Annotated in this window: 18 protein-coding genes; 4 read left to right on the plus strand and 14 right to left on the minus strand. The window is 72.7% G+C overall.

All coding sequences use genetic code 11. From position 1 onward, the window contains the following. Positions 1-341 precede the first annotated feature (341 nt). Complete coding sequence (locus I5Q34_RS03060) at positions 342-776, plus strand: HIT family protein (protein WP_277965697.1); 435 nt, start codon at positions 342-344, stop codon at positions 774-776. 29 nt (positions 777-805) lie between these two features. Here I5Q34_RS03060 and I5Q34_RS03065 read toward each other — a convergent pair whose 3' ends face one another. From I5Q34_RS03065 to I5Q34_RS03100, 8 genes are all read right to left on the minus strand, one after another. After that, a complete protein-coding gene (locus I5Q34_RS03065) occupies positions 806-1,423 on the minus strand; it encodes an HAD family hydrolase (RefSeq protein WP_199890492.1) in 618 nt (205 codons plus the stop codon). 48 nt (positions 1,424-1,471) lie between these two features. Next, the gene (locus tag I5Q34_RS03070; protein ID WP_199890493.1) at positions 1,472-3,016 is read right to left on the minus strand and encodes a glycosyltransferase family 4 protein; all 1,545 of its coding nucleotides are present in this window, start codon (positions 3,014-3,016) and stop codon (positions 1,472-1,474) included. Positions 3,017-3,073: 57 nt separating this feature from the next. Next, positions 3,074-3,991 (minus strand): UTP--glucose-1-phosphate uridylyltransferase, encoded by a 918-nt coding sequence (locus I5Q34_RS03075; protein WP_199890494.1) that lies wholly within the window; start codon positions 3,989-3,991, stop codon positions 3,074-3,076. Between the two features lie 100 nt (positions 3,992-4,091). Further along, positions 4,092-4,994, minus strand: coding sequence for a class I SAM-dependent methyltransferase (locus I5Q34_RS03080; protein ID WP_199890495.1), 903 nt, complete (start codon positions 4,992-4,994; stop codon positions 4,092-4,094). A 24-nt stretch (positions 4,995-5,018) separates the two neighbouring features. Beyond that, on the minus strand, positions 5,019-5,489 hold the full coding sequence (locus I5Q34_RS03085; protein ID WP_199890496.1) for a hypothetical protein: 471 nt from the start codon (positions 5,487-5,489) through the stop codon (positions 5,019-5,021). Then, a complete protein-coding gene (locus I5Q34_RS03090) occupies positions 5,486-6,016 on the minus strand; it encodes a dCTP deaminase (RefSeq protein ID WP_199890497.1) in 531 nt (176 codons plus the stop codon). The genes I5Q34_RS03085 and I5Q34_RS03090 overlap by 4 nt, the downstream gene beginning before the upstream one ends. Then, positions 6,013-6,582: a deoxycytidine deaminase gene (locus tag I5Q34_RS03095; RefSeq protein ID WP_199890498.1), complete on the minus strand. Its 570-nt coding sequence runs from the start codon at positions 6,580-6,582 to the stop codon at positions 6,013-6,015. The genes I5Q34_RS03090 and I5Q34_RS03095 overlap by 4 nt, the downstream gene beginning before the upstream one ends. Beyond that, the gene (locus I5Q34_RS03100) at positions 6,579-7,136 is read right to left on the minus strand and encodes a hypothetical protein (protein WP_199890499.1); all 558 of its coding nucleotides are present in this window, start codon (positions 7,134-7,136) and stop codon (positions 6,579-6,581) included. Before I5Q34_RS03100 ends, I5Q34_RS03095 begins: the two co-directional genes overlap by 4 nt. Positions 7,137-7,516: 380 nt before the next feature. Between I5Q34_RS03100 and I5Q34_RS03105 the strand changes: the two genes are divergently transcribed. Continuing rightward, on the plus strand, positions 7,517-8,854 hold the full coding sequence (locus tag I5Q34_RS03105; RefSeq protein ID WP_234428250.1) for an XRE family transcriptional regulator: 1,338 nt from the start codon (positions 7,517-7,519) through the stop codon (positions 8,852-8,854). A 540-nt stretch (positions 8,855-9,394) separates the two neighbouring features. On the opposite strand, the gene I5Q34_RS03110 is transcribed toward I5Q34_RS03105, so the two are convergent. Then, complete coding sequence (locus tag I5Q34_RS03110; protein ID WP_374192967.1) at positions 9,395-10,861, minus strand: MFS transporter; 1,467 nt, start codon at positions 10,859-10,861, stop codon at positions 9,395-9,397. A gap of 124 nt (positions 10,862-10,985) precedes the next feature. Between I5Q34_RS03110 and I5Q34_RS03115 the strand changes: the two genes are divergently transcribed. Further along, a complete protein-coding gene (locus I5Q34_RS03115) occupies positions 10,986-11,801 on the plus strand; it encodes a helix-turn-helix transcriptional regulator (protein WP_199890831.1) in 816 nt (271 codons plus the stop codon). Between the two features lie 86 nt (positions 11,802-11,887). Beyond that, positions 11,888-12,964 (plus strand): chitinase, encoded by a 1,077-nt coding sequence (locus tag I5Q34_RS03120; RefSeq protein ID WP_199890501.1) that lies wholly within the window; start codon positions 11,888-11,890, stop codon positions 12,962-12,964. Between the two features lie 17 nt (positions 12,965-12,981). Here I5Q34_RS03120 and I5Q34_RS03125 read toward each other — a convergent pair whose 3' ends face one another. The 5 genes from I5Q34_RS03125 to I5Q34_RS03145 all read right to left on the minus strand — a co-directional run bounded on the left by I5Q34_RS03125 (position 12,982) and on the right by I5Q34_RS03145 (position 25,343). Beyond that, a complete protein-coding gene (locus I5Q34_RS03125; RefSeq protein WP_199890502.1) occupies positions 12,982-13,908 on the minus strand; it encodes an aminoglycoside phosphotransferase family protein in 927 nt (308 codons plus the stop codon). Continuing rightward, positions 13,905-15,491: a PfaD family polyunsaturated fatty acid/polyketide biosynthesis protein gene (locus I5Q34_RS03130; protein WP_199890503.1), complete on the minus strand. Its 1,587-nt coding sequence runs from the start codon at positions 15,489-15,491 to the stop codon at positions 13,905-13,907. Before I5Q34_RS03130 ends, I5Q34_RS03125 begins: the two co-directional genes overlap by 4 nt. Continuing rightward, positions 15,488-17,626: a 3-hydroxyacyl-ACP dehydratase gene (locus I5Q34_RS35710; protein ID WP_199890504.1), complete on the minus strand. Its 2,139-nt coding sequence runs from the start codon at positions 17,624-17,626 to the stop codon at positions 15,488-15,490. Before I5Q34_RS35710 ends, I5Q34_RS03130 begins: the two co-directional genes overlap by 4 nt. Positions 17,627-17,636: 10 nt before the next feature. Beyond that, positions 17,637-23,555, minus strand: a complete 5,919-nt coding sequence (locus I5Q34_RS03140) for a type I polyketide synthase (RefSeq protein ID WP_199890505.1) — start codon at positions 23,553-23,555, stop codon at positions 17,637-17,639. 96 nt (positions 23,556-23,651) lie between these two features. Continuing rightward, positions 23,652-25,343 (minus strand): mycolysin, encoded by a 1,692-nt coding sequence (locus I5Q34_RS03145; protein WP_234428251.1) that lies wholly within the window; start codon positions 25,341-25,343, stop codon positions 23,652-23,654. Positions 25,344-25,404: the final 61 nt, after the last annotated feature.

Raw genomic sequence — 25,404 nt, forward strand, 5'->3', positions numbered from 1 at the left:
GGCCGCAGTATCGCGGCGGGGCGCCCGGCGCCGGGCGGAATCCGAGCAGGTTCCCGCCCATGAGCGCCGCCCGCCCCGCTCCCCGAGCAACGCCCGTGCGGACTACGCAGCATGCTGCGCCGCCTGCTTGGCGGCCAGTAGGCATGCATGCCCCGCGCGCTAGCACTCCGGACGGGTGATGCGCAGGCTGCTGCAGGGCGAACGCTTGTGGCGCGGCCGTAGGGTGAGCGTTCATGGGGCGGCAGCACATGAATCTTGAGGCTTACGTCGAGCGTTCGCAGACCGGCCCTTGCTTCATTTGCGCCTTTCTCCGCGGGCACCCGGACTACCCTCACGAGACCGTGTTCGAGGATGACGACCACGTCGCGTTCCTGGACCGGTGGCCCACGCTGCCCGGGAAGGTTCTCGTCGCCCCAAGGCGGCACGTTGAGCATGTCGTTCGCGACTTGGACGAGACGGCTTACACCCGGCTCATGCTGTTCGTCCGCGAGGCCGCTCTCGCCGCCGAGGCTGTCCTGGGCCCTGAGCGGACGTACTTGTACTCGCTCGGGAGCCAGCAGGGAAACGCCCATCTGCACTGGCACATCGCCGGGTTGCCTCCCGGTATTCCTTACCAGGAGCAGCAGTTCCACGCCCTGATGAGCGAGAACGGCGTCCTGTCCCCGTCCCCGGAAGAGGCATCCGACACGGCGGAGCGCATTCGCGCCGCGATGGTCGCTCTCCGCCGTAGCGCGTCCCGGGAGTCAGCGCATCAGTCTGTGTATCGCGGCGCGTAGCCGGGCCTCACGGGCGACAGTTCTGCACTTTAGGATATGTCGGCCAAGGGCACGCCGAGGTGGCGCAGGCGGGCGATGAAGTCGTCTACGCCGTTGAACAGGTGCGCTTTCATGCCGACGGACCGCGCGGCCAGGACAAAGGTCGGTTCGTCGTCGAAGTAGGCCAGGGCGGTTGGAGGGATACTCATGAGGTCGGCGGCGGCCCGGTAGGCGAGGGGGGAGGGTTTGTCGACGCCCAGGTCCGCGGAGGGGAAGACGAAGTCGAACTCGATGCCGTGGAGCTTGAGGTCCGTGTGGAGGGCGTCGGTGCAGTTGGACAGGACGCCGACGGGAAGGTGTTCACGGATTGCCTGCAGAAGGGCGGTCATCGTCTGGTCCGGTTCTCCACGGTCGGCTCGCCAAGGTCCGAGGTGGTTACGGATGGTCGGTCCGTAGTCGTTCGCCAGGCGGTCGATGACGTCGGAAGCCCACTGCTGGTCGGTAAGGACGCCGACCCTGGCCAGGCGGTAGGACGGGTGATCGTACGCGTAGCGGGCGATGGTGCTGGTGGGGAGTCCGGCGCGCTGCTCGCTGGTGTGGGCGCCGGTGTTGTGCCAGTGCCGGAAGAGGCCGTTCATGTCGAGGAGCAGGCCGTTGATACTGGGCATGGGTCTCCTTCGGTGTACGGGTATGGGCCGGGTAGGGCTTGGTCTTGGTCAGTGCGCGGCGGCCTGGTGGTAGGCGGCGACGTAGCGGTCTGCGGTGCGGCTCCAGCTGTAGGCGTTCTCGATGCGGGAGCGGCCGTTGGTGCCGCGCCGTTTGCGCTCTGCGGTGTTGGCCAGGGCGGTGATGAGGGTGTCGGCGAGGTCGTCGGGGTCGTCCGGTTTGACGAGCCAGCCGGTGGCACGGGGTCCGCCGGGGACGATGGTGTGGAGCGGGCCGCCGGTGGCGGTGGCGATGGGCGGGGTGCCGCAGGCCATGGCCTCGAGGTAGATCATGCCGAAGGGCTCGCCCACGGCCGGCGCGACCATGAGATCGGCGCAGGCGAGGCCGGTGGGCAGTTCGTCGTGCCCGCGCCAGCCGGCGAAGAAGACGTCGTCCTCGATCCCCAGGTCCTGCGCGAGTTCGTAGGGGTGCTGTCCTTCGTATTCGCCGGGGTAGCCGCCCCACATGAGCAGGACTGGCGCGGGGTCGAGGCGGACGCGAGCGGTGGCGAAGGCGCGCAGGAGGACGGGGACGCGTTTGAAGTCGAGGAACCGGCCCACCCAGAGCAGCAGCGGCCGGAGGTTCCCGGCGGGGTCGCGGAGGCGGCGGAGGTCGGTGTCGGTGTAGCGGAGGGAGCCCGGCGTGCCACCGGGGGCCCAGCCGTGCGGGTTGGTGACGAGCCAGTGCCGCAGGTGCTCCAGGCAGCGCTGCTTGTCGAGCTGTTGCGGGTGGAAGGTGCGGGTGTCGACGCCGTTGGGGATGACGGGAAGTTCGTGGTCGAGGTCAAGTAGGCGCTGGGCCAGGTCCCGGTCGTGCTCGGAGACGGCCAAGAGGTGGCCGGCGTGGGGTACAGCCTGGCGCAGGCGGGTGAGCCAGTACGGGGAGTGGATCCACTTCTGCCATGCGGTGATGGTGAGCAGTTCGGTGTCGGCGGCGTCCAGGGCGGCGGCTTTCGCGATGCGTTGTGCTTCGGCGCGGCGGTGTGGATTGTCCGTATGGAGGAGGCGGGCCAGGTCGTGCAGGGAGATGCCGATGCGTTGGGCCAGGTTGACGCGCCGGGCCATGCCGTCGATGAGTTTGAGTTCGGTGCCGTGGAGGGTGGTGACCACGGGGGTGTTCGGGTAGGTGGCGCGGACGCTGGTCTGGAGGTGGCTGAGGTGGTGCAGGTGCACCAGGCCAGTGCCCGTGCTGCGGTGGGTGGCCAGGTGGTGGGTCCAGGCACGGGTGAGGCGGTCGGCGTCGAGGGGCGGGACGGCGCCGAAGAGCGGGTCGGGGCACTCGCCGCGGTCCTCGTATGAGGGGTGGAACGGCAACGGGGTGCGCTGGGGGTTGCCTCCGCGGTGGAACGCGGCGAAGGAGTCGTTGTAGTCGTACGGGCGGAGGTCCAGCCCCTGGTAGAACGACGGCCCGTGGGAGGGGTCGCCGGGGGCGCCGAGGGAGCCGGCGTGGAGGCGGTTCGTCCAGCCGCGGATGTTGAGTTCGCGCAGGAGGTAGCGGATGACCTGGGCGCTGCCGCCGCGCGGGTAGAACAGCACGACGGTGTCCATGGAGGGCATGGGTGCTCCGTTCGGGCCGCTCGCCAGGCCGGTGAGCGGCCCGAACGGAGCGGCGGGTCAGGTGGTCGTGTTGCTGGCGGGTCGGGTGCTGATGTCGGTGGCGAGCTGGTGCAGGGTCGGCCCGTATTCGGGGTGGGCGAGGGCGTGGGCGAACTGGGCGACGAGGTAGGCGGCGGGGTTTCCGGTGTCGTACCAGCGGCCCTGGATGACCTGTCCGTATACGGCCCGGCGGGCGGCGTAGGCGTTGATGGCGTCGGTCAGGTAGACCTCGCCAGTGCGGTGCTCGTACCAGCGGCGGGTTTGTTCGCGCAGTTCCTCGACGATGGCGGGGGTGATGACGTAGCCGCCGATCGCGGCGAAGGCCGACGGCGCGTCCTCGGGCTTGGGCTTTTCGACCAGGCCGGTGATGCGCAGCAGGCCGTCGTCCAAGTCCTCTTTGACCACGGGCACGCCGTAGCGGGGGGAGTCGGCAGGGTCCATGGGCATCAGGGCGAGCACGGGGCAGTGAGTAGTCTCGTACGCGCGGATCAGCTGTTGTGCCCGGGGGATGTCGGAGACGAAGACGTCGTCGGGCCAGAGCACGAGGCAGGGCTCGTCGCCGAAGTTGCGGGTGGCGTTCAGGACGGGGGTGCCGTTGCCGTAGGGGCCGTGCTGGTCGAGGTAGGTGATGTGACCTTGGCGGGCGAGCTCGGCGACTTCTTCGACGGCGTCGGCGTAGTCGGCTTTGCCGTCGGCGCGCAGTTGCTCGGCGAGGGCGGGGTTGGGACGGAAGTGATCTTGGATGAGGTTCTTGCCGCCGGAGACGACGATGGTGATGTCGGTGATGCCGGAGGCCACCAGCTCGCGCACGGTGTGCTCGATGACGGGTTTGTCGCCGACCGGCAGCATCTCCTTCGGGATCGCTTTGGTCAGCGGCAGCAGGCGGGAGCCCAGTCCAGCGGCGGGAATCACTGCCCTGCGGATCGTCGTGCCCATCGGTTCTCTCCCGGTCTCGTCACCGTGCCGCGCCGTCCGGTGCGGCACGGGCCGACGCTAGCGAAGCGCCGGCGCGTGCCTTGCCGGAACGGCGGGAAGTTCATCGGCACAAGAAGGACCCGGTGTACTTGGTCACCGCGAAGTACCCGTCGGTCTCGATCGCGTGCTGCACCTGAGTGCTGACGCGGTTACGCAGCTCGGTGAAGAAATCGTCGCCCAGGCGTTCGTCGGGCTCGGAGGAGGCGCAGCAGTGGTTGTGGCCGATCCGGTAGAAGCGCATGAACGGTTCGGGGTCGGTGAAGCGCAGCTGGTCCTGCCAGGTGACCGTCTCGACGTGCTTGAAGTGCTTGCGCAGTTGTGGGGCGCCGTTGGCGAGGGAGAGCCGGCCTTTGGGGGTGGCCTTGAACAGGCCCTCGGGTGCGCCCATGGCCTTGAGGGCCGTGAAGTGCATGTCGTACATCTCGAGCATGCTGTCGGTGCGGTCGGTGGTGAGCTGGAAGAGTCCTCCCGGGCGCAGGACCCGGCGGACTTCGGTGAAGCACCGGTCGAGGTCCGGCACGTAGTGGATCATGTAGTTGGCCATGACGCGGTCGAACGCGTCGGTGTCGAGCATGGAGAGGTCGTCGGCGCTGCCTTCGATCCATCGGCACGGCGTGGCGGTGCCCTTGAGGCGTTCCTCGGCGGCGGACAGGACGGCGGGGGCGATGTCGAGGCCGGTGATGCTGCCGTCGGCGAGGTGGGGTCGCAGGTGCTCGAGGATGAAGCCGTTGCCGCAGCCGAGGTCGAGCAGGTGCTCGCTGCCACTGAGGGCGAGGTTATCGAGCATGTGGTCGAGCATCGACTTCGGGTTGGTGCGGAAGGCGTTGTGGACCCACTGTTTGACGTCGAGCATGCGGGTGTCGTTGAAGAACCGGTCCCGGGCGGTGGCGGCCGAGAACTGGAAGTGCTGCTCGGGGATGACCTCGCGGGCCAGGGCGTCCAGGGCAGGGGTGCGGAAGTCCATCGTCTTCTCCGTTGATCGCGGCGTTCAGGGTCGGGATGGGCCAGCGGGCCACTTGGTGCCCACGTACTTGTGCGGCAGCAGGATGGCGAGCGGGGTGAGCCCGGCGTGGGGGCCGTCGGCGATGACGGCACGCAGGTCGGGGGCGTGGTCGAGAAGCAGCTCGCGGCACAGGCCGCACGGCGGGACGATGCGGGCGCCGCAGGTCTCGGTCGGTTTGGGGTAGCGGACGGCCGCCACCGCGATCAGCGGGGCGCTGGTGGCGAGGCGGGCGGCGGACAGGGCGCCGGCCTCGGCGCAGACTGCGGCCCGGCCGACCATGGCGTCGACGTGCAGTCCGAGGTGGATGCCCTGGTCGGCGTCCAGGATCGCGGCGGCGATCTGGTGCCGGGCCTGGATGTAGCGCTCGCGGATCGTGGTGAAGGCCGCTGATACGAGCAGGCGTGCGGCCGGGTCGGTGCACAGAGAGGCGAGGTCGCCACCGGTGTGGCCGCTCATGCCCTCTCCCGCAGGGCGTCGCGGTGGATCCGGGAGGGCTGGGGTCCCTGGGATCCCTGGTATTTGCCGGTGTAGAGCACGACCTTGCCGCGGGTGCGCCAGAACGTGACCTGGGCCAGGCGGTCGCCGGCGTGGACGCGTACGGGCTGGACCGCGTGGAGTTGGAAGGTGGTCTGCCCCTTCGAGCCGATGTCGATGAGGTCGGCGGTGACATGGACGAACATCCCCAGGCGGGCGGCGCCCGAGCGTGAGCGGATGATGGGCACGTAGTGGTCGCTGCCCAGGACCTCGACGCTGGCCCCGAGGTAGATGCGGTCCGGACTCAGCACCAGCCCCTCGTCCGGGATCACCATCGTCTCGAACGCGTTCTCCTGGCGGGTGTCCAGGACGGTGCCGGTGTAGTGGATGAGGGTGGGGCCCAGGGCGAGGTTGTAGGAATTCGGCTGGACCTGCTCCTCGTCGAACGGGTCGAGGACCAGGCGTCCGAGAGCATGCTCATGGGCGATCTGCGGACCGGTCAGGATCACGGCAGCCTCCGTGCCCGGTGAGGCAGGGGGAACGGCGAGCGGGCGGTCGGCGCCGTCAGCAGGCCGGCGGGCGGAACGGCGGCCTCGTCGATGTGCCCGAAGTACCCGGCGTAGGGCCGCCGGGCGCCGGTGACGGTCCAGAAGCTGACCTGGCCGGTGACCATCTCTGCGTAGACGCGCAAGGGCTGAACCACCTTGATCTCCAGCGTCCAGCGGTGGCACGCACCCAGGTTGCCCAGGTCCGCGCTGTACTGGAGGAACATCCCCAGGCGGCCGAGCGAGGAGCGGCCGATCAGCGACGGCACGAACCGTGTGCTGCCGATGGCCTCCACCGTGGTGCCGAGGTAGACCCGGCCGGGCTGCAGCACCACGCCATCGTCCGGGATGGCGAACTCCTCCAGCTCGTGCTCAGCACGCGTATCGATCACAGTGGCCCGGTGAGTGCGCAGGGTGCGGCTGAGCCGGTAGTTGTAGGAGACGGGGTTGAGCTGGCGAGTGTCGAACGGCTCGATGGTCAGGGCCCCCAGGAGACGCTGCCGGAAGATCTCCGGTCCGGTGAGTATCACCGCAGGACCTCCCGGATGATCCGGGCCGCCTGCGCCCGGAGGTCGTCGAGGCTGCCGGAGTTGTCCACGCGCAGCCACGGCACGGCGTCGACGGCGGCCTCGGTGGAGTGCTGGTCGTCTCCCGCGGACAGGTCTCCCCTCCCGCCCTTGCGTTCCAGCCGGACGGGGTCGGGTGCCGTGACCTCGACCAGGCGGAACCCCAGAGCCGTGACCGCGTCGACGTCCGCAGCCCGCATGTCGTCGCACAGCACAACGGCCCGCGGGGTGTCCCGCTCCACCTGCCGCACCCGCAGCCCGAAAGCCTCGGTGAGGGCTCCGGGATTGATCCGCCTGACGTGGAGGCCCAGGGCGTTCAGCAACTGGCCGTCCTGCACGCGCCCGTCCGGTAGCGGGCGGCCGGCCACGGCGTAGATAACGGCCTGCAACTCGTACAGCGGCGCGCCGACCTTGAGTATCCGGGCGTCCGCGCCCGCTTCGGCCAGTTCCACCGTGAGCAAGCCGCTGAGCGTGGTCTTCCCGGCGCCGGGCCGGCCGAAAAGCGCCAGCTTGGGCATCACAGTCCTCCTTCGCACAAGGTTGAGTCCGGGGGCCGAGCGAGCCGTCATCGAAAGGCCACGGGCACCGCGCACGTCTCGTCGGGACAAGCGGGTACCGCCCGGCCCTGTGGGGCAACGCGACATGCACGATGAGCCCGAAACCTGCCAGACGGTCTCCCGCTGCCTCGCCCTGCTGCCACGGTCTCCGCAGGGCCAGTCGGCGGGCTGCGCAGCATCACCATCCCGGCACCATGCGCCTGGAGGAAGGCGTGGGCAGGGTGCGCTCTGATGCGGCCGGGAGCATCACCGAGCATCGTCGGCAGCCATTCCCCCGGACCCAACTGCCCCGCTACCGTCGATATGTTCGGCCCTGGCTCGGCGAGCGGAAGGGGTGCGGGATGCACCTGCTGGCACGAGCACGAATCGCGCGCGGCTGGAAGCCGCCCCACCTTGCGCGACTCATCTGCAACCTCGGCGAGGAACGCCACGTTCACGTCGGCACCGGCCGGGACGGCGTGTACCGATGGGAGCGCGGCCGCGAGCCGGACCTGCCCACCCAGTACCTGATCGCCGAGCTGTTCAACATCCCCGCCACCGCGGTCGATCTGTACCCCTGGCCCCGCTGGCTGGCCCTGGACCCATTGCAGCAACCCACCGTCCACAGCTGGGACGCACCCGGCGCTATCCAGGCACTCGGAGAAGTGTCCGGAAGGGAGAACATCGAAATGCTGCGACGGCACTTCACCCAGCTCACCGGGGTCGCCCTGACGGCCTCCTTGTGGGCGTGGCTGACCGCCGACCCCGCGGCGGCCGGCCAGATCACCCAGGGGCGCCGCCTGGGCGAGGCCGCTGTCGCCCACATCGAACAACGCGTCCGACAACTGCGCCACGCCGACGACCTCGACGGTGGCGGCCAGCTTCTGACGGAAACCGCCTCGAGCCAGCAGATGCTCGTGCGCCTGCTCAAAGACCGCTCGTACAGCGATGCCCACGGCGCCCGCCTTCACGCCGCCGCGGCCGACCTGACCCGCATGCACGCCTGGGCGATCTTCGACCTCCAGGACACCTGCGCCGATGCCCTGTTCAACTCCGCCCTGCACTCAGCCCACGCGAGCGGAGATCCCGCCCTCGGCAGCCACATCCTGGCGTTCTGGTCCATCGCTGCCAACAACTCCGGCCGCGCCGCCGACGCCGAGGCGATGACCGCAGCCGCGCTGTCCGCCTCCCGCGGCCGCAGCACCCGCCGCGTCGAGGCGATGCTCCTCTCCCGCCGGGCCCGCGCCCGCGCCCACCAGCACAACTCCGACGCCCTCACCGACCTCGACCGCGCGGCCGACCTCCTGGCCACCGCCGACCGGCACACCGGCGAGGACCCCGAGTGGGTCGGCTGGTTCGACGAGGCTGAACTGCTGGGCGCCCAGGCGTCCACCCACCTCGACCTCGGCCAACCCACCCATGCGGAAAGACTGTTCAGTCAGACCGCCGCGCTCTTCCCCGCCGACCGCATCCGCACCCAGAGCCTGTTCCTCGCCCGGCAAGCCGACGCCCAATGGCGCCAAGACCATCCCGAACGCGCCTGCGCCACCGCTCACCGCGCCCTCGATCTCACCGAGGAGATCAGCTCCCACCGCGCCGCCGGCCCGCTACGCTGCCTCGCCACCAGCATGCGCAGCCACATCGCCATCCCAGCCGTCCGGGACCTCCGCGAACGCATCCACACCACGCTCGCCGCATAGCGCCGCTGGTACCGAACGCCCGTCTTGGCCGTTGGCGCCGAACAGCAGCAGTACCCGTACCTGCCCCGCTCGTTCTCGCTCATCTCGTACTCCGCGATCTTGTCCGTGGTCGTGCTGAGAGCCGTTATGGCGGTTCTTCCTGGGGGTTGAGGGGGTGGATACGGGCACGCGGCCCCTGCGCCTGCTGACGGGACTCCGGGGCTTGATCAGTTGAGTCTGACTACCAAGGCCGCCGCCAAGGCGGCGAGGACCGCCACAGTGACGACGACCTCGGTGGGACTCGGCCGGTAGCGTCGGGACTCCACGATGCACTCTCCGTCGGGGTGGTCACCTCCGTGTCGGTCCCGGCGGTGAAGCTCGCCGTGAGCGAGGGCTCCGGATCGGGAGCGGTATGGGCGGGAGGTGGTCGCGCAATGAGGGCACCGGTAGCGGTAGGGCACGGACGGTCTCCGGTAGTTCAGGCGGTAGTCGGGGTAGTTAGCCGGGCGGCAGGGTGGTACAAGTCACCACGGTGGCGGAGGTGTTCCCACCGGTCACGGCCTACCGCCCGGTGGAGGGCCGTGGCACCGGGAAGTGGAGAAGCCCGGAGGTCGCCAAGGACAGCCCGGTCAGCACGATGACGCACACCCGAAGACCGTGAACGTATCCCCCGGTCTCCGTCAACGCGCCGAACAGCGCGCCGATCCCCGCCACGCCGAGGGCCTCCGACGCCTGGACCGCGGTGAGGATGCCGCCGGAAGCGGCACCGGCGTCCTCCGGGGCGACACCTGCCAGCGCCCGCCCGATCAGCGACGTGGCGACGATGCCACCGCCGAACCCGTAGACCAACAGGCCCGGCACGAGCGGCAGCGCCTGACCGCCCGGGTCGGCCACCGTCTCCAGAACCGCCCACACCGCCAAGAGCCCGGCGGCCATCAGAATTCCGCCCATGGGCACGACCTGCCTCCCGAAGCGGGCTTCGAGTCTCCCGCACAGCATCGACGCGATCGATGTCAGAACGGCCATGGGGACGAATTCCAGCGAGGCCGCCAACGGGGACAGTCCGGCAGCGCGTTGCAGGTAGAAGGCCAGCAGGAAGACGAACGCGCCGTTGACACCGTAGAAGAACAGCGCAGTGGGCGGCCCCAGGGAAAATCCGCGCTGCCTGAACAGGCGCGGCGGCAGCAGGGGCACTCCTCCGGAGCGCGTCACCCGCAGCTCCCAGACGATGAAGAGAATCAGGAGCAGGACGGCGGCGGACAGTTCGACGGCGAGCGGCGCTGTCCAACCCCGGTCACCCCCGACGACGACGGGGCGCAGCAGGCCGAACAGCCCCGGGGCCAGCAGGAGGACGCCGCCGAGGTCCAGCCGGGTGGGCGTCCGTTTCCCGGGTTCCCTGACGACGGCTCCCGTACCGGCGAGCACGACGCCGCACAGCGGCAGGTTCACCAGGAAGACGGCACGCCAGCCCAGACCCGCCACGTCCCACCTGATGAGCAGGCCGCCGAGGATCTGACCGGCGACCACCCCGGAGCCGATGACCGCGCCGTAGATGCCGATGGCGCGGGCCCGTTCCCCCGGACGCCGGAAGACGACCTGGACCAGGGCCAGAATCTGCGGGAGCATGACCGCCGCCGCCAGCCCCTGGAGCACCCGGGCCCCGACGAGGACGCCCGGGCTCTGCGCGGCCGCGCAGGCCGCGGAGGTCAGTCCGAAGGCGAGGGTGCCGACGGCGAAGACACGTCGTCGCCCGAAGCGATCGCCGAGCCGGCCGCCGGTCACGAGGCCGGCCCCATAGGCAAGGGTATAGCCGGCGGGCACCAGTTGGATGTCCGCGAACGACGCGTTCATCTCGTCCTGGATGGACGGACTGGCGACATTGACGATGAAGATGTCGATGAATCCCATGAAAGCGCCGAGCAACAGGCCCCATAGGGCCGCCCATTCGGACCTGCTCGCGGCAGCCGGTTCGGATTTCTCCTCGGCACGGTCCACTTCTGAACCGGCCGTCTCCTGCTCACTTTTCACCCGCGACAAATTCAACCACCTCACACGAGCGGATCGATGTGCCGTAGTCCCTGCGCACTTTCGTCAGTCTCACCGCTCGGGCCGGACGGGCCAAGTTGCCCCTTATGCTGTTGCTGTGACCACCATGAAAGAAGCACGCCACGAGCAACGCCGGGAAGAACTACGTGATTTCCTCCGCAGCCGCAGGGCACGGCTGCCCCCCGGGGAGGTCGGTCTGCCAACAGGCGAGCGGCGTCGCACCCCGGGGCTACGGCGCGAAGAAGTGGCCGCTCTCGCGGGCATCGGCCTCACCTGGTACACCTGGCTGGAGCAGGGGCGCCGGATCTCGGTGACGACGGCCGTTCTGGACGCCGTCGGCAGGGCGCTGCGGCTCGACGCCGCAGAACGCGCCCACCTCTACCGGCTGGCCGGACACGTCCCCGGCGAGCCGCCCGCGCAGCGGGACGTGACGCCGGAGAGTGTCGTGCGCGTCGTGGACGAATGGTTGCCGAACCCCGCCTACGTCCTGGACCGGCACTGGCGGTTCCTGTACGGCAACCGGGCGGTGCACACGGTCTTCGGAGATGTGCGCGCGACTGAGAGCTGCCTGGACGGATTCCTGCCGGCGGACGGCCCGTTCCACCACATGCGGGACTGGGAGGCGATGGCTCCGTCCCTGGTCGCGGAGTTCCGTGCGGACGCCGCCCGTTATCCCGGGGACATGGAGTTCGCCCGTATCGTTGCCCGCCTCTCGCGACGGAGCGAGGCATTCGCCGGGCTCTGGGCGCGGCAGGAGGTCAAGGACACGGCTCTGGGGACGAAACGCGTCGAGCATCCGTCGGCCGGATACCTGCGGTTCGACCGGACGACGTTCCGCGTCGTCGACCATCCGGACCTGCGGATCACCCTGCTGCTCCCCCGGCCAGGCACGGACACCCGCGACCGGCTCGGCGGAAGCTGAACTGGAGCCGGAACCCGCTGACGCGCGAACCCGGATATGGTCCAGACCTATTGACGCCCTATGCGCCCGCTCCTACCTTCCCTGGCATGACCATCGGCCGAATACCACCCCCACTGAGACATGCCCTGGCCCCCCTCCTCGCCCTGGCGCTGACCCTCGCCCTAGCCGTGACCGCCCGCTCCGCGCCCCGGTACGACGACACGTGTCCCACCAAGCCCAGGCCCGCCGGCAAGGTGCTCCAGGGCTACTGGGAGAACTGGGACGGCGCGGCCAACGGGGTGCATCCGCCGTTCGGTTGGACGCCGATCACGGACGGGCGCATCGCCGCGCACGGGTACAACGTCGTCAACGCGGCCTTCCCGGTGATCCGTTCGGACGGCACTGCGCTGTGGGAGGACGGGATGGACGCGACCGTCAAGGTCGCGACGCCGGCCGAGATGTGCCGGGCGAAGGCGGCGGGGGCGACGATCCTGATGTCGATCGGGGGCGCGGCGGCCGGGATCGATCTCAGTTCCGCAGCCGTCGCGGACCGGTTCGTCGAGACGGTGGTGCCGATCCTGACGAAGTACAACTTCGACGGGATCGACATCGACCTGGAGACCGGGCTGACCGGCAGCGGGAGCATCGGCACGCTGTCCGTCTCGCAGGCCAATCTCGTCCGCATCATCGACGGGGTGCTGGCACGCATGCCCGCCGGATTCGGGCTGACGATGGCGCCCGAGACGGCGTACGTGACCGGGGGCAGCGTGACCTACGGGTCGATCTGGGGCGCGTACCTGCCGATCGTGAAGAGGTACGCGGACAACGGCCGGCTGTGGTGGCTCAATATGCAGTACTACAACGGAAATATGTACGGCTGCTCCGGGGACTCGTACTCCGCGGGCACGGTCGCCGGGTTCGTCGCGCAGACGGACTGCCTGGACAAGGGGCTGGTCGTACAGGGCACGACGATCCGGGTGCCGTACGACAAGCAGGTCCCCGGCCTGCCGGCCCAGCCCGGGGCCGGAGGCGGGTACATGTCCCCTGACCTGGTAAAACAGGCGTGGAACCGCTACGGCGGGGCCCTGAAGGGACTGATGACCTGGTCGGTCAACTGGGACGGTTCGAAGGGCTGGACGTTCGGGGACAACGTCCGGTCCCTCCAGAACCGGGCTGCGGCGTGAGGGCTGCGGCGTGAGGGCTACAGCGTGAGCGGGCTCCGTGCCCGCCACTGATCGACCCACGTCATGAGCGCCGGGCCCAGCTCCGGCACCTGGGGCACGACGGTCAGCGCGGCCAGCGTCTGGAGCATCCGCGCCCCCGTCATGAACTCCAGCAGCTCGTGGTCGATCCGGGTGCCGCTCGCCCGCTCGTACGCCTCCAGGGCGCGCGGGGGCGAGCCCACCAGGTCCCACTCGACGGGGCCGAGGGTGACGTCCTCGAAGTCGGCGAAGCGGTGGCCCTCGGCGGTGCGCAGCAGGTTGTAGGCGGGCGAGTCGCCGTGCACCGCCTGGAGGCGGGCCTCGGGGAAGCGGGCGGAGAAGTCGGCCGTGACGGCTTCGAGGACCGCGTACTCGCGCTCCGCGCGGTCCAGGTCGGCGGGGGTGAGCGAGCGGGGGTCCCGCTTCAGCGCGGTCAGCGCCTCGCCGATCGCGGGGACCAGGGGGGACAGGACGGGCAGGTCACCGGGGTAGCCGGCGAGGGCGGCGTGCAACTCGGCCGTCCAGCCGGTCTGTTCGGTGAAGCGGTCCTCCAGGGCCTGGGCGTCGTCCTGCGGGAGGTCGCGCAGCGGGTCGGTCTCGGTGACGAACTCCCAGAACGTCATGGACGTCCCGCCGGCCTCGACGGGCTCGCGGGGCACCAGCGGGCTGGGGCCGACGACGGGGACGCCGGAGTCGGCGAGCCAGCCCGCGACGGCCAGTTCGCGGCGCTGCCTGGCCACCAGTTCCGCGGGGTCCGCCGGGGCGAGGGAGGGGACGCGGACGACGACGGGCTCGGGCGCGAGGTGCACCAGGACGCTGAAGACGTCGTGGAGGACGCGGGGTTCGTCGGCGCGCAGGCCGAACCGGCGGCCGGCCTCGGCGGCCAGGGCGACGGCGCGTTCGGCGCGGGGGCTCGGTGCAGTCATGGGAATGATCTTGAATGGTGGCCGGTGTCGCTGTCCAGCCGGTTTTCGCCCGCGTCCGGCAGCCGGTGGTCCGCGCAGGACGCCGGGATCCGCACGCCGTGCGCCGTCAGGTGCGCGACGCGCGTGCGGTACGCGGCCCCGCGCAGCAGGTGGTCGGCGACGACGGCCGCGTGCCGGTTCTCCGGTGCGGCGAGGGCGGTTCCGGCGGTCCACCGGTTGAAGGCCCCCATCGCGGGACCGCACCAGACCTGCCAGTCGGCGGCCCGGCCGGTGTCCCCGGCGGTGGCCCACCGGGAGGACATGCCGAGGTACCAGCGGAAGGAGAGAGCCATCCGGTGCCGGGGATCGCGCTCGGCGCGGGCGAGTTGGTCCGGGTCGTGCTCGGCCAGGTACGCGGCGGTGTCCCGCCAGACCTCCGGGAGCGGGCGCCGCAGGACGCGTTCCTCCAGACGCCGCAGCTCGGCGGCGGGCAGGGCCTCCAGGCTCTCGTGGTCGCGGTAGAGCCGGTACAGCCGGGCCGCGTGGACGGGGAACATCGTCCCCCGCCCCAGGACCTGCACCTGGACGCCCTGTTCGAACATGTCGGCCGCCGGGGCCATCACGCAGTCGGCGACGCCCGCCCCGGCGAGCAGCCGCTTGACGCCCGGCGCCGTGTCCGCCTCCACGGTGGCCTGGTTGACGGAGCCGGTGACCACGTAGTCGGCGCCCAGGGCGAAGGCGGCGGCCACGGCGTGCGGACAGCCCAGGCCGCCGGCCGCGCCCAGGTGGACGACGGGCGGCCGGTCGTACGCGCGCAGCAGCCGGTCGCGCAGCCGGGCGAGGGCCGGGAGCAGCACGGTGAGCGGCCGGCGGTCGGTGTGCCCGCCGGAGTCGGCCTCGGCGGTGAGGGCGTCGGCCATGGGTACCGAACGCGCCAGCAGTGCCTGGCGGTCGGAGATCCGCCCGTCGCGGAGGAGCAGGGCGACCAGCGGTTCGGGGGCGGGGCGGAGGAAGAGGGCGGCGGTCTCCTCCCGGGAGACCTTGGCGACGACGCGGTGTCCGGCGTGGACGCCGGTGGCCGGGTCGGGGCGCAGGCCGGTGAGCCGGTAGCGCACCAGGTCGGGGGTGAGCTGGACGAAGGCGGAGGCTTCCACGCAGGTCACGTGGTGCTTCAGGCACAGGTCGACGCAGGTCCGTTCCAGGTGCGGGGCCATGGGGGCGTGGAGGAGGTTGCAGGCGAAGGGGGCGTGGTCGCCGAGTTCGCGGCGCAGGGCGGCGAGGGCGTCGTCGATCCGGTCGCCGGGCAGCCCGGCGGCGCCGAACGCGGCGAGGTATCCGGCGCGGGAGAGGGCGGCGACCAGGCGGGGGCCGGCGATGCCGCCGGCCATCGCCCCGGCCATGTACGGGCGCCGGACGCCGTGGGCGCGCGGGAAGCCGGGGGCGCCGAGCCGTTCGGGGGGCAGCGGGCCGGCGGCGGCGAGGAGGGCGGCGCCGGGCGGCGGGGGGTCGTGGGAGACGCCGGTCCGGGTTCCGGTGCGGATCACGTAGCAGGGGCGGTCCAGGGCGGACAGGGCGGCGTGGAGGTCGTGCCCGGCGGCCGTCATCGGGGCTTCTCCGGGCGGTGGTTGGTGAGCACGATGTTGCGTACGTGGTAGATGCGCAGGCCGTCGCGCCAGACGCTGCCGTCGGCGCGCAGGAGGAGCCGGTCGCCGTCGCGGCGTGCCTCGCGGAGGTGGACGTCGCCCTGGACCAGGCCGTGTCCGCGCAGGATCTGCCCGCGGTAGGACCACTGCGTCTCCTCGCCGACGGCGTGGCGGAGGCCGGCGTACGGGAGTCCGTCGGTCAGGCCGGTGTGCAGCGCGTAGGCGCGGACGGCCTGGACGAGCATCTCCACGCCCGCGGAGCCGGGCATCACGGGGTCCTTGAAGAAGTGCCGGTCGAAGTACCAGTCGTCGGGCCGGACCGGTTTGGCGCACCGGGCGTACCCGGCGCCGTGGTCGCCGCCCCCGGGCACGATCAGCAGCTCCTCCAGGAGGGCGAGCCGCCCGGTGCCCAGGCGGGGGTCCTCGCGGGCGTCGAGGCGGAGGACTGTCTCGGGCGGGGTCTCCCACGGGGGTACGCGACGGCCGCCGTCCAGGCCCTGCTGGAGGTCGAGCACCTCCTGGGTGAAGTAGCCGTGGGTGGCCTCGCCGGCGTAGAAGGGCCCGTCGGCGGTGGCGAGTTCGAAGGCGTAGCGGTGGAGGGAGGCGCCCGGCAGGTCGGTGACGGAGAGGAGGGTGATGTGCTGGGTGACGGTCCGGCCGCGCGGGTCGGCGGCGCGCAGGAGCCGTCCGCGGCCCTCCAGGTTGCGGCAGACGTAGCTCCGGTCGGGGTGGTCGAGGACGACGTCCAGCGCGATGCCGCTGAGCAGTCCGGCCGGTTGCAGGGCGATTTCCATGAGGGCCAGGAGGGGCACCTCGTCGACGCCGTTCTCCCGGGCGTACCAGGGATCGGCCGGCATGTCGTACTCCGTGGTGCCGCGCGTGCCGTTCGCGTCCCGGCCGGCGGGGGCGCGGTCGACGGCCACGCCGCGGTCGATCATGAGGAGGTCCCCGCGCGGGAGGCGCGGCCGCACGTCGCACAGCAAGTCCCGGCCCCGGTTCTCGGGTGCGAGCCGCCACCACTCCCCCTCGGCGGCGTGCGCCATGTGCAGTTCGGTGAGCACGGCCCGTCCGCCGGCCGCGGTGCGGCGGAGGTCCGCCCGGTCGGCGTGGATCCTCTCGTCCAGTTCGGGGCGGCCGTACAGGGCGACGCCGATCCCGTGGAGCCGGGCCACCACGCGGCCCGTGGCGTCGGTGGCCTCGCACTCGGCGGTCGCGTACGGGCGCGGCATCATGCCCAGGGCCGTCACCTCGGCCCGCAGCACGAGCGGCCCGGCGGCGGCCCCGGCCGGAACGATCACGGCGGGGGCGCCGGGCAGGGGCACCGCGTGGGCGCCGGGCAGGCACAGGTGCATGCCCCGGTGGAACGCGTACACCCGCAGGGCCTCGACGGCGGCCGTGACCAGGTGCGGCCACAGGGGTCCGGTGCCTGCGGGGCGGACGGTCGCCGTGAAGGCGCCCTGCCGCCATCGGCCGCCGTGCGGCACGATCTCCTCGACGCCGGTGAGCAGTTGTCCGCCCCAGGGCTCGGGCCGCAGCCCGGGTTCCAGGTGGCCCTGGTCGAAGCCCGGCCCGAGGACGGCGGCGAACTCGCCGCGCGCCAGGGCGTCGAGGCCGGCGGCGGAGAGGCGCTGCACGGTGGTGGCCGCCAGGGGGCGGAACTCGGGCGGGTGGCGGGGCACTTCGGGGGAAGACGCGGGCGGGCCGGCCGTGGTCACGTCGAGGACGAGGCGGTCGCCGTCGTGGATCCGGCAGCCCGCGGGGCCGGTACGGGCCTCGGGCCGCGCGGGGTTCCCGGGTACGGGCCCGTGCCACACCAGCCGGAGCGCCTCGGCCTCGGGTACGGCCCGCGCCGCCGCCCGCAGGACGAGTCCGGCGCCGGAAGCCGTGGGCTCGCGGGGTCCGCCACGGCCGGTCCGCCAGTCGATGAGGGCCTGGTGGGCCGTGACGACTGCGGCGTGCGTCCGCTGGACCTGCTGTGCGAGGGCGAGAGCCAGCGCGTCCGGGTCGCACGTGCCGGCGCCCGGGGCCTGCTCGCTCCCGGGCGCCAACGGGACGCCGTCGAAGCCGAGTTCGTCCATGGGCCCACTGGTGGTCACGGGTCCTCCGTCAGGTCGCCGGGGACGTGTCCGGGAAGAAGTTCTCCAGCGTGCGCCGGAGCCGGCCCTCCCCCACGGCGAGCATCCGCAGGCCGGTCCACCGCTGGAGGACCCGTCCGTCCGGGGCGCAGGCCGTGACGGTGCAGTGCAGGTCCAGCACGCTCGACGTGTTCAGCTCGCCGACGACGAGGAAGGTCTCGCCGTCGGGCAGCGGCGCGTGGAGGTCGATCCGTTCGACGCTCAGGGGGGCGCACAGTATGCCGTGGCTGCGGTAGCCGACCAGGGCGGCCGCCTGCAGCAGGAGGTCGGCGAGGCAGGGGTCGTAACGGCGGCCGGCCCAGGCGCCGGCGGCGAACGCGGGGGCGGGCAGCCGCGCCTGCACGGTCAGGCGCGGGCCGTCCTCCAGCACCTCACCGCGCAGTCCGGCCAGGGACGGGCCGTGGAAGAGCCTGCCCTCGGCGTAGCAGGGGTGGAGCTCCGACGACGGTGAACAGTCGGGCAGTTCCAGGCGGGGTGCTTCCCCGGCGGGCCCGGTCCAGCCGAAGGTTCCCTCGAAGTGCGGGCGGCCGCCCCGGTCGCCGTCGTCCCGGGCGGCCACGTGCGCGGTGCCGGTCCTCTCGCCCGGGGTGATCCGCAGACCGAGGGCGTGCGGCTGGCCGCCGTTGAGGTAGAGGCCGCGGTTGATGCGGAAGCCGGTGGCCCAGGTCACCGGCGCCCCTCCGCCCCGGGCGCGTTCGATGGCGTTGACGGCCGCGCCGACCAGGGCCGTCATGGGCACCAACGGGTGGTCGCCGACGCGGTGGTGGTCCAGGACGGGATCGCGGTCGAGGCCGTCGAGGCGGCGCAGGCAGGTCAGTCCGCTGTCCGGCAGTTCGTCCGCCCGGTCGAACCAGGGTGCCAGGGGCCCGACGACGACGGTCCCCGCCGGCTCCGGCCCGGAGGCCATGAGGTCACGGAAGTGGGCGGTCCCGGTCGCGCGCGACAGGACGGGCACGCCCATCGCGGTGAACAACTGATGGACGCCGGCGGCCATGCCGCCCTCCCACGGCCCCCAGACGACGGGGAGCACCCGGCACGCCGGGTGGAGCGCGCCGACGGCGCGGGCGTAGCGGACCAGCGCCTCGTTGGCCAGCGCGTAGTCGGCCTGGCGGACGTTGCCCCACAGTCCGGCCACCGAGGAGAACACCACCAGGTGCCGGAGCCGCGGGACGTCCAGGGCGGCGAGGACGTGGTGCAGTCCGGAGAGCTTAGTCTCGACGACCGGCCGGGCGGACTCCGCGGTCATCTCCGCGAGCGGGCGGTCCCCGAGGACGCCGGCGGCGTGGATGACGCCGGTGACGCGCGGGGCGTGCGGGGCGAGGGCCCGCTCGACGGCCCGCGGGTCGCGGAGGTCCGCCCTGACGTAGTCGGCCCGTGCGCCGTGGGCGCGCAGCGCGTCCAGCAGGGAGGCGACGCGCGGTTCGTCCGCCGGGGCGCGGCCGGCGAGCAGGTAGCCGCAGCGGTGTTCCCCGGCCAGCGCGGTGAGGCACCACGCGGTGATTCCGCCGGTCGCGCCGGTGACCAGCAGGACGTCGTCCCGGGTGAGCGGTGGCGCGGCGGGCGCGGGTGTCACCGGGGTCTGCCCCGCGTCGCCGTGGGCCTGTGATTCCGGCCGGGGGTCCGAGGGTTGTCCCCCGGGACAGCGCAGGAGGTCCGGGGTGCGGCGCCGCAGGCCGTCCCGGGCGACCTCGGTGACGTCGGTGGCGGCGTCCGCGATCTCCTCGGCGAACGCCTCGCCGAGCGCGGCGGGGTCCGTGCCGGGCGCGAAGTCCAGCGCGCGGAAGAACACCGGGGCGGCCTCCAGGGCCACGGACTTGACCAGTCCCGCCAGGCCGCCGGCGAGTGCCGCGACGGGGTCCCCTCCGGAGCCCTCGTGGCCGAGTGCGCCGTCCAGTTGCGTCACGGTGACGAAGGCGGTGCGGCGGCCGTCCCGGGCGGACCCGCGCAGGACGGGGACGATCTGCTTGGCGGTCAGGAGGGCGTGCCCGAGCCGGGTCACCGTCGCGTCGGCGGTCGTGGCGCGGGAGCGGCTGACCGGCAGGAGGCACAGGTCGAGCTCCGGGTCGCCGGCCAGGGCCTCGGACAGCCCGTCCACGAGGGCGTCCTCGGTCCAGTCCGCCAGGGGCGCGGGGCCGTCGCCGGGCGCGGTGCCAGGCAGGGCCAGGCGGGCGAGGCGCCAGCCCCGCCCGTCCAGGGCCGTGCGGAGGGCGGCGCACAGGTCGCCGCCGTCGTCCACCAGCAGGGCGCGCGGGCGGTCGGGGCAGGCGTCCGTCCGCACGTCCACCGGGGGCAGGTCGCGCAGGGTGATCCGCGCCCGGCCGGACGGGACGGCCCCGCCGCCCCCCGACGAGAGCCGCGGGTCGGCGAACAATTCCCAGATCATGCCGGTAAGTTCGGCGACGGTGCGCGCCTCGCTCAGACGGAAGAGGTCCTCTCGCTTGACGAACGGGTAGCGGCGCCAGACCTCGGCCCCGATCTCCACCTGTTTGAGGGAGTCGATGCCCAGGTCCTCCTGGATGTACATGTCCGGTTCGATCATGTCGAGGTCGTAGCCGGTCTTCTCGGCGACGATGCCCCGCAGGACGCGCTCGACCTCCTCGGGGCCGACCTGCGAGACGTCCGTGACCGCCTGTGGCGCGGGGGGCGGGGGTTCCTCGCCGGACAGCAGGGCGGCCGGCGCGGACCGGCTGTCGTCGGCCGGGCCGGGTTCCACGGCCGGGATGTCGACGACGGGGTCCGGTGTCGCGCGCGGGGGCTCGACGCCCTGTCCGTCGCCGGTGCCGCCGAGCAGTTCGGTGACCACCTCGCCGGCGCGGGCGTGGGCGCGGCCCAGGGCGAGGGCCTGTTCGCCGATGGCCGTGACGGTGGCGGCGAACGCCTCGTCCACCCGTCCGTCCGCCGCGCGCGACCGCAGCAGGCCGGTGAGTTCCCGGGAGGTCTCCATCTGCCCGTCCAGGTAGCGGATATGGGCGGCCAGGTGGTCGGCCACGGCCTGGGCCAGGGGGTCGGCCGCCGCGGCGGCGAGCGGCAGCGGCGGGCGGGTCTCCCCGTCGGCGGCGGCCGCCGCGTCCGCGGCCCGCCGGGCCCGCAGGGCGGCGAAGCCGGGGCCCTCCAGCACCCGGGCGACCCTGGAGGGGGCCGGGGGCTCCGGCGGGGGCGGTACGTCGTAGTGGTTGGCGTCGCCGAGCGGGAGGCCGAGGACGGTCAGCCGCACCACCGCGTCCTTGAGCGCCAGGGCGCTGTCCGTCCCCGGGCCGCGGTCGCAGGCGACCGCCTCGACCGCGCGCGGGCCCAGGGTGCGTTCCACGAGCGAGGACAGCACGCTTCCCGGGCCGAACTCGACGAAGACGCGCACGCCGTCCTCGTACAGCTCCGTCAGCCGCGCCGCGAAGTCCACGGGGCGGCGGAGCTGCTCCACCAGGGTCCGCCGGCCGGCTTCCGGGTCGGGGCCGTAGGCGGCCCCCTCGGCGCCGGGGCGGACGGGGATCCGCGGTGCCGCGAACGGGATCCCGGCGCAGGCGGCCGCGAAGGGTTCCAGGGCGTGGCCGACGAGCGGGGTGTGGAAGGCGGCGGCGACCGGCAGCGGGCGGGCGGTCACGGAGCGCCGGGCGCAGTGGTCGACGAAGCGGTGGACGGACGCGGTGGGTCCGCCGACGACATGCTCGTCCGGGGCGTTGTGGTTGCACACCGCCAACTCGCCGAATCCGGTGAGGAGTTCGGCGACGCGGGCGCGGTCCGCGCGGACGGCGGCCATGGCGCCGGGGTCGTCCCCGCCGCCCGGGGGCCGCCGGTGCAGGGCCCGGCCGCGGGCCCGGGCCAGGGCCGTGAAGGACCGGTCGTCGATGGCGCCCGCCGCCCACACCGCGGTCAGCTCCCCGAAGCTGTGGCCGAGCACGGCGTGCGGGGCGAGGCCGAGGCCGCGCAGGAAGCGGTACTGGCCGGCCGACAGCGCGCCGATCGCGGCCTGGGCATAGTCGGTGCGCTTCAGCAGTTCGCCGTCCTCTCCGCCGGGGCGCGGGAACGCGGCGTCGGCCGGTGTCTCCCCGGGCGGCCACAGGGCGTTCGCCTCGTCGAAGGCGTCCCGCAGCGGCGGTACGGCGAGCAGGGCGCGCAGGCCCATGCCGGTGTACTGGGAGCCCTGTCCCGCGAACAGCGCGGCCGTCCGGGTGCCGGGCGGGAGGGCGGCGCGGCGGTAGTGGAGACCGAGGGGGTGGCGCCAGGCCGGGGCGTCGGGGTGGTCGCGCAGCCGCGCGGCGGCGGTGGCGAGGAGCCGGGCGCGGTGGTCGTCGGCGGCGGCGACGCATCCCAGGCGGGCGTGGCCGGGCGGGACGGGTCCGGGGCAGGGCTCGGCGCCGGTCTCCAGCAGGGCCAGCAGGGCGGCCGGGTCGGGGGCGTGCCACAGCAGGGCGCGGGGGACGCGGTGCCAGGGGCCTTCGGCGGCCGTGTGTTCCTCCAGGACGGCGTGGTAGTTGACGCCGCCGAAGCCGAAGGACGACACTCCGGCGCGGCGGGCGGGGCGGCCGGGGTCGCGGATCCAGGGCCGGGCGGCGGTGTTGACGTAGAGCGTGCGGCCCGCGGCGGCGGTGGGCTCGTCGACGTTGATGGTGGGCGGCAGGAGCCTGTGGTGGAGGGCGAGCGCGGCCTTGATCAGTCCCGCGGCGCCGGCGGCCGCCTTGGTGTGTCCGATCTGGGACTTGATGCTGCCCACGGCGACAGGGCCGGCGCCCTCCAACAGGGTGCCGAGCGCGGTCAGTTCGACCTCGTCCCCGGCGGGCGTGCCGGTGCCGTGCGCCTCGATCAGCCCCACCGAGGAGGGCGGGCAGCCGGCGTCGGCGTAGGCGCGACGGAGGGCGGCCAACTGCCCTTCTCCGCAGGGGGCGTAGATGCTCTTGGCGATGCCGTCGCTGGAGCTGCCGAGGCCGCGCAGGACGGCGTAGACGCGGTCCTCGTCGCGCTCGGCGTCGGCCAGGCGCTTGAGGGCGAGCATGCCGATGCCCTCGCCGATGAGGGTACCGTCGGCCCGTGCGTCGAAGGGGCGCACCCGGCCGGTGAGCGACAGGGCCGGGGTCTTGCTGAAGCACATGAACGACACGATGGAGTTGTCCGCGTCGCAGCCGCCGGTGAGCATCACGTCCGCGCGGCGGCCCAGGAGTTCGTCGACGGCGGCCCGGACGGCCGCGAGGGAGCTGGCGCAGGCGGCGTCCACGGTGTGGTTGGCGGCGCGCAGGTCGAGGCGGTTGGCGATGCGGCCGGAGACGACGTTGCCGAGGATGCCCGGGAAGGAGTCCTCCGTCCACTCCGGGAGGCCCCTGAGGTAGTCGCGGGCGATGCGCCGGGCGCCGTCCTCGGGGAGGCCGCGGGCGAGGAGGGTCTTGAGGAAGAGGGGGGCCAGCAGCCGTGCGGCCAGGGGCATGAGTGTGGAGTTGGTGCCGCAGACGCCGAGCACCACGCCGGTGCGCGACGGTTCGTGCCACCCCTGACGGCCGTGTGCGGCGTCCCGCAGCACGTCGCGGGCGACCATGAGACCGAGCAGCTGGACGAGTCCGGTGGAGTCCACGGTCCGGGGCGGCATCCCGAATTCCCGTGGGTCGAACGTCACGGGGGTGAGGAAGCCGCCCCGCCGCCCGTACGTCCGGTCCGGGGCGAGCGGGTCGGGGTCGTAGTGGTCTTCGAGGTCCCACCAGGCGGCGGGGACTTCTTCGGTGCAGTCGCGGCCGGTCACGATGTTGTCCCAGAAGGCGCGCACGTCGCGGGATTTGGGGAACATCCCGGCGAGCCCGACGATCGCGATCGGGTCGCGGGCGAGAGCGCGGTCGGCGTACCGGTCCGTCTGGTCCACCACGGCCCCCTGGTGGTCGATCCCCCAACAGAGGTGGATTTCCCGGGCCATGGGTGCATCAATCCGTTATCACCCTTACGGGCGAGGTCCGGCGAACACCCGTGCCCCGGGCCGGATTTCGGCCCGGGGCACCTGATGGCCGCAGGATCAGTACTGGATCGTGTGGTCGTAGAGGATCCTCCGGGCCTTCGCCCCGCTGTCCAGGCCGTGGTTGGGCCGGTCGGTGAGGAAGTACTCGCGGAAGGTGGACTGGCGCTCGCGGGACATCATGGTGTTGCTCTTCGTCCAGCCGCCGTCGACCTGGGCCCACAGGTCCACCAGCGCGGTGGCGACGCGGGCCTCGCAGGCGTCGCCCCGGTCGATGCCGCGGGTGTTGCGGTCGTTGGCGAGGTTCATGGAGCTGCCGTTGCCCCACGTCATGATGGTGTCCTTGAAGGCGCGGAACGCCACGGCGTTGGCGAAGCCCTCGGTCCAGCCGCAGGTGGTGGAGGAGACGCGGTTGACGTAGTGGGGCGAGCAGTTGGTGACGTAGGGCCACCAGCCGTTGTAGAGCTTGCCCATGAGGGAGTGACCTGCCTCGTGGACGGTGGTGTGACCGGAGTCCGGGTCGTTGTCCGCGAGGTGGACCTTGTCGTCGCGGTTCGTCCAGTACGTACCGTCACGGGAGCCGGGGTACCACTGGATGGTGATCGGGGTGCAGCGGCCGTTCTTCTGGTTGCCCGTCCAGCAGTTGGTGGTCGAACCACGGTCCCACCAGAGCTTGTTGAGGGTGTCGAAGGCGTGCCAGGCGCGGCTCTGGCCGCTGTTGGCGTAGACGGCGCCCAGGCTCTTGTTGCCCGAGACGTTGCTCAGGGCGTTGGAGGTGGTCGAGTAGCGGCGGTTGTAGCCGTCGACGACGGACCACATGGTGCCGGCCTGGGTCTGGAACTCCGCCCAGACGCGGGAGGTGACGGACGTGGTCGGCGTGTAGCAGAGGTTGAACGTGCCGTCGCCGTTGCCGGTCAGGCCCGTGGCGAGCTTCTGCGTGCCGCCGCCGGCGCTCGCGCGGCCCCAGAGGGTGACGTTGGCGTTGCTGACGGGCAGGTCACGACTGGCCTTGCGGTTCCAGCTGCCGCCCTCGGAGGACTGGAAGCGGTTGCGCAGGGTGCCGCTGACGCAGACCGGGGCGTAGCGCCGGCCGGGGGCGGCGGCCTGCGGGGGCATGGTGGGCGCGGCCGGGGCGGCGGCGCCCGGGCGTGCCGGGCGGTCGTGGGCCGTGGGGCCGTCGATCCGGGTGGCGTCGGCCTTGGTGACGGAGATGCCCTTGGCGGTGGTGCCCTTGGCCTTGCCGATGGTGAGTTCCACGGAGGCGTGGCCGGCGCGGCGCGGGTCGGGGCGGTCGATGTCGCTGATGTCCGCCTGGATCTGGGCGGGTCCGGCGGCGACGGCCTTGACCGCCAGCTTGACGGTGCGGGTGCCGGGGGTGAGGGCGAGCGTCCTGCCGGTGCGCTGGCCGAAGGCGTCCGCGGTGGGCGCGGCGAGGGCGGGGCCCTCGTCGACGATCCGCAGGGCGGGCGGCAGTTGGAGGGACAGTCCGGCGCGCTTGACGTCGGTCTGCGCGGTGACGTCCACGGTGAGGGTGGTCCGCTCGCCGACGGCCGGCAGGCGGTCGAGGGAGGCGGTGACGCCGAGGCAGCTGAGCGGCGCCTCGGAGCTGTCGCCCGCGGGGCGGATGGTGCAGTTGCCGGCCCGGGCGGGGGTGGCCGCGTAGGCGGACGGTACGGCGGTGGTGGCGATGAAGGCGCCTATGCCGCCCGCCGCGAGGAGCGCGGCGGGTCTCGGCAGCCGTATTCGGAACATGGACATGCCTTTCCGCGGCGTGCGCGATCGGGGATCCCGGCGCACGCCGTTGTGGACTGTG

It is taken from the genome of Streptomyces sp. AV19, assembly GCF_015999245.1.
GTDB lineage: Bacteria > Actinomycetota > Actinomycetes > Streptomycetales > Streptomycetaceae > Streptomyces.

What these genes read in the sequence shown, in the direction of transcription:
- I5Q34_RS03065 (WP_199890492.1), bottom strand. Translation starts at nt 1,423, where the DNA reads ATGCCCAGTATCAACGGCCTGCTCCTCGACATGAACGGCCTCTTCCGG.
- I5Q34_RS03070 (WP_199890493.1), bottom strand. Translation starts at nt 3,016, where the DNA reads ATGCCCTCCATGGACACCGTCGTGCTGTTCTACCCGCGCGGCGGCAGC.
- I5Q34_RS03075 (WP_199890494.1), bottom strand. Translation starts at nt 3,991, where the DNA reads ATGGGCACGACGATCCGCAGGGCAGTGATTCCCGCCGCTGGACTGGGC.
- I5Q34_RS03080 (WP_199890495.1), bottom strand. Translation starts at nt 4,994, where the DNA reads ATGGACTTCCGCACCCCTGCCCTGGACGCCCTGGCCCGCGAGGTCATC.
- I5Q34_RS03085 (WP_199890496.1), bottom strand. Translation starts at nt 5,489, where the DNA reads ATGAGCGGCCACACCGGTGGCGACCTCGCCTCTCTGTGCACCGACCCG.
- I5Q34_RS03100 (WP_199890499.1), bottom strand. Translation starts at nt 7,136, where the DNA reads ATGCCCAAGCTGGCGCTTTTCGGCCGGCCCGGCGCCGGGAAGACCACG.
- I5Q34_RS03105 (WP_234428250.1), top strand. Translation starts at nt 7,517, where the DNA reads ATGCACCTGCTGGCACGAGCACGAATCGCGCGCGGCTGGAAGCCGCCC.
- I5Q34_RS03115 (WP_199890831.1), top strand. Translation starts at nt 10,986, where the DNA reads ATGAAAGAAGCACGCCACGAGCAACGCCGGGAAGAACTACGTGATTTC.
- I5Q34_RS03120 (WP_199890501.1), top strand. Translation starts at nt 11,888, where the DNA reads ATGACCATCGGCCGAATACCACCCCCACTGAGACATGCCCTGGCCCCC.
- I5Q34_RS03125 (WP_199890502.1), bottom strand. Translation starts at nt 13,908, where the DNA reads ATGACTGCACCGAGCCCCCGCGCCGAACGCGCCGTCGCCCTGGCCGCC.
- I5Q34_RS03130 (WP_199890503.1), bottom strand. Translation starts at nt 15,491, where the DNA reads ATGACGGCCGCCGGGCACGACCTCCACGCCGCCCTGTCCGCCCTGGAC.
- I5Q34_RS03140 (WP_199890505.1), bottom strand. Translation starts at nt 23,555, where the DNA reads ATGGCCCGGGAAATCCACCTCTGTTGGGGGATCGACCACCAGGGGGCC.
- I5Q34_RS03145 (WP_234428251.1), bottom strand. Translation starts at nt 25,343, where the DNA reads ATGTTCCGAATACGGCTGCCGAGACCCGCCGCGCTCCTCGCGGCGGGC.